At 68.3% G+C, this 3803-nt stretch carries 4 protein-coding genes; all 4 read right to left on the reverse strand.

The features are described 5' to 3' along the window. Positions 1-962: UDP-2,4-diacetamido-2,4,6-trideoxy-beta-L-altropyranose hydrolase (gene pseG / locus GQB03_RS22500; protein ID WP_159694029.1), on the reverse strand; the 962-nt coding region annotated here is incomplete at its 3' end. Beyond that, positions 959-1663, reverse strand: coding sequence for a pseudaminic acid cytidylyltransferase (pseF, locus tag GQB03_RS22505; protein ID WP_159694031.1), 705 nt, complete (start codon positions 1661-1663; stop codon positions 959-961). The genes pseF and pseG, both read right to left, overlap by 4 nt. Beyond that, positions 1660-2817: a UDP-4-amino-4,6-dideoxy-N-acetyl-beta-L-altrosamine transaminase gene (gene pseC / locus GQB03_RS22510; protein WP_159694033.1), complete on the reverse strand. Its 1158-nt coding sequence runs from the start codon at positions 2815-2817 to the stop codon at positions 1660-1662. The genes pseF and pseC overlap by 4 nt, the downstream gene beginning before the upstream one ends. Before the next feature lie 2 nt (positions 2818-2819). After that, the coding region (gene pseB, locus GQB03_RS22515; RefSeq protein WP_200832408.1) for a UDP-N-acetylglucosamine 4,6-dehydratase (inverting) at positions 2820-3803 on the reverse strand (984 nt) is incomplete at its 5' end.

The raw sequence follows: 3803 nt of genomic DNA on the forward strand, positions 1-3803 counted from the left end.
CGGGCGATCGCTGCGGCGTCGGTGGCGGAAATGTCGGGACCGTGCAGCAGTCCGGCGCGGCTGGCGTCGTGGATGAGCTGGCGCTGGTTGTCGGCGAGGCACAGCGCCAGCGTCGGCAGGCCCAGCGCGCAGCGCTCCCAGGTAGCGGTGCCGCCCGCGCCGATGGCCAGGTCCGCTGCAGCCATGAGCTCGGCCATGCGCGGCGTCTGCACGTGGCAGGCTAGTCCGAGGCGGCTGCATTCGCCCTCGATGCGCCCGCGCGCCGGGTGGCCGGCGCCGATCACCACGTCGCTGGCGAAGTGGCGTGTCGGCAGCGCTTCGAGGGCTGCGAGCACGGTCGCGGTGACGTTGTCGGCATCCATGCCGCCGAGGAACACCAGCAGCCGTCGTACTTCGCCGTCGCGCGCCACGATCCGCCCGCGCAGCGTGGCGAATTCGTCGCGCAGCAGCGCATGGCGCGGACCCAGCAGCAGGCGGCAGTGTGCCGCCACGCGCCCGGCGTAGCGTTCGGTCATGTCCGCGTAGAGGTTCTGGTCGAGCAGCAGTTCGCAGTCGTGCGGGCGGTCGGCGAGATCGTCGATGACCATGATCCGGCGCGCCGCGTCGCGCAGTCGGCCCTGCCAGCGCGCATCGATGCCGTAGTGGTCGACCACCAGCCAGTCGACACCGCCTGCCAGCGCGGCGCAGCTCTCCTGCGCATCGGTCTCCCATGGCACGCCGAGCCACGGCGCGTGAGGTGGATCGCCAGCGGTGGTGGTCAGCGTGGTGTCTGCCGGCGTGGGCAGGCGGATGCAGTCGTGGCCGGCCTCGCGGACCAGCGCCTCGAGCGATTCGGGCAGCTGACGGCAGACGAAGGCGATGTCGCAGCCGGCGCTCGCCAGCCTCGCGGCGAGGGTCAGGCAGCGCATCAGGTGACCACTGCCGATCGCGGGCGAGGCATCCACCCGGAAGGCGACCCTCACGCGCCGATCTCCCCGGCGAGCTCGAGCGCGCGGTACATGTGCTCGGCACGCTGCCAGTCCTCGAGGGTGTCGATGTCCTGCACCAGGTGGCGGGGCAGCACCACCGGCAGCGAGACCGGCGAGAACAGCACGGTGTCGGCCAGGAAGGCGTCGGCACGGCCCCAGTAGAACTGACCGGCGTCGTGAAACGCTTCTTCGAGGTCCTGCGAGCGACGGGCGATGTTCTCCGGCCAGATCGCTTCGACCGCCCCTGCGGCGTTGATGCGGATGGCGCGCTGGATCGGGAAGGGAAAGGAGGTGACCGAGAAGGCGAAGGCCTTGTCGCTGGCGGCGAGGCGCTCGAGCCCCTGGCGCAGGTAGCGGGCCTGCACGAAGGGGGCGGTGGCGTAGATGCAGCAGGCAAGCTCGACCGCGTGGCCGGCCTCGCGGAACCAGCCGATCGCGTGCTTGACCACCGCGTTGGTGCCGGTGTGCTCGTCGGCCAGCGTGGCTGGCCGCAGGAAGGGTGTCTCGGCGCCCCACTGACGCGCCACCGCTGCGATCTCTTCGTCGTCGGTGGAGACGATGACCCGGTCGAAGCAGCCCGATTCGAGCGCCGCGCCGATCGAGTGGGCGATGATCGGCCGGCCGGCGAAGTCGCGGATGTTCTTGCGCGGGATGCGCTTGCTGCCGCCGCGCGCGGGGATCACCGCGAGCTTCACGCCAGCGCGCTTCCGAGCGCGGCGATCACTTCGGCCTGCTGCGCCTCGGTGAGGGTCGGGAACATCGGCAGGCTGATGGCGTGCGCGTAGTAGCGCTCGGCCTGCGGGAAATCGCCCGGCGCGAAACCGAGGCCCCGGTACCAGGGCTGGGTATGCACCGGGATGTAATGGACGTTCACGCCGATGCCGGTCGCGCGCAGCGCCTCGAACACCTCGCGGCGCCCCTTGTCGGTGCGTGCCGGGTCGATCTGGATCGGGTAGAGGTGCAGCGCCGAGCGCCCCTCGGGAGACTGGAACGGGGTGATCACCGGCAGGCTTGCCAGCGCCGCGTCGTAACGTTCGCGGATCGCGTGGCGGCGCGCGATGTAGTCGTCGAGGCGGTCGAGCTGCGAACAGCCGAGCGCGGCCTGCAGGTCGGTGATGCGCAGGTTGTGGCCGAGCTCGACCTGCTGGTAGTACCAGGGTCCGTCGGCCTCGCCGTCCATGAGGGCTGGATCGCGGGTGATGCCGTGGCTGCGGAAGCGCTCCATGCGCGCGGCCAGCGCCGGGTCGTTGGTGAGCGCCATGCCGCCTTCGCCGGTGGTGATGATCTTCACCGGGTGGAAGCTGAACACGGTGATGTCGCTGTAGCGGCAGCTGCCCACGCGGCTGTCGAGGTAGGTGCCGCCGACCGCGTGCGAGGCGTCCTCGATGATGCGAAAGCCGTAACGCTGACCGAGTGCGTGGATGGCCTGCATGTCGCAGCTCTGGCCGGCGAAATGCACCGGGATGACGATCTTTGGCAGGGTGCCGGCAGCCTCGGCCGCCTCGAGCCTGGCGGCGAGCGCGCTCACGCTCATGTTGTAGCTGCGTGGATCGATATCCACGAAGTCCACCGTGGCGCCGCAGTAGAGCCCGCAGTTGGCCGAGGCAACGAAGGTGTTGGGGCTGGTCCACAGCCGATCGCCGGGGCCCAGGCCGAGGGCTTCGCAGGCCATGTGCAGCGCCGCGGTGGCATTGCACACCGCCACCGCATGGGTGGCGCCGCAGTAGTCGGCGAGCGCCCGCTCGAAGCGCGGGATGGCCGGGCCCTGGGTGAGAAAGTCCGACTTGAGCGTGGCGACGACCGCGGCGATGTCGTCCTCGGTGATCTCCTGGCGGCCGTAGGGAATCATGCTCAGATCTTCCCGATCTTGGCGGCGTTGGCGGCGATCCAGGCCTGCAGTTCCTCGGTGCTCATCCATTCCGGATTGTTGTCGCTCGAGTAGTCGAAGCCTTCGGCCACTTTCTTGCCGTCCTTGATGCGCTCAGCGCTGGTGTCCCAGTTGTGAATCGCCGGCAGGATCTTGTAGTGCTCGGGGTACTCGTAGGTGTAGAACGAGTCTTCCGGCCCGATCATCTGCTCGTGCAGCTTCTCGCCCGGACGGATGCCGACGAAATCGAGCTTCGCCTCCGGCGCCACCGCCCTTGCGAGTTCGGTGACCTTCATCGAGGGGATCTTCTTGACGTAGATCTCGCCGCCCTCCATGTCGTCGAAGGCGTGCCAGACCAGCTCCACGCCCTGCTCGAGCGAGATCATGAAGCGGGTCATGCGCTCGTCGGTGATCGGCAGTACGCCCTTGTCGCGGATCGAAAGGAAGAACGGGATCACCGAGCCGCGCGAGCCCATCACGTTACCGTAGCGCACTACCGCGAAGCGGGTGTCGTGACCGCCGGCGTAAGAGTTGCCGGCGACGAAGAGCTTGTCCGAGGCGAGCTTGGTCGCGCCGTAGAGGTTCACCGGGCTCGAGGCCTTGTCGGTCGACAGCGCCACCACGCGCTTGACGCCCTTGTCGATGCAGGCGTCGATGAGGTTCATCGCCCCGAGCATGTTGGTCTTGACGCATTCGAAGGGGTTGTACTCGGCCGTCGGCACGATCTTGGTGGCGGCCGCATGGACCACGTAATCGACACCGTCGAGCGCACGGTAGAGGCGGTCCTTGTCGCGTACGTCGCCGATGAAGAAGCGTACCCGCGGGTCGCCCTGGAACAGTTTGGCCATCTCCCACTGCTTCATCTCGTCACGCGAGTAGACGATGATCTTCTTCGGGTTGTACTTCGCCAGGGTCATCGGCACAAACGTGTGTCCGAAGGAACCGGTACCACCGGTGACCAGAATGGA

It is taken from the genome of Cognatazoarcus halotolerans, from assembly GCF_009800965.1.
Classification (GTDB): Bacteria; Pseudomonadota; Gammaproteobacteria; order Burkholderiales; family Rhodocyclaceae; genus Cognatazoarcus; species Cognatazoarcus halotolerans.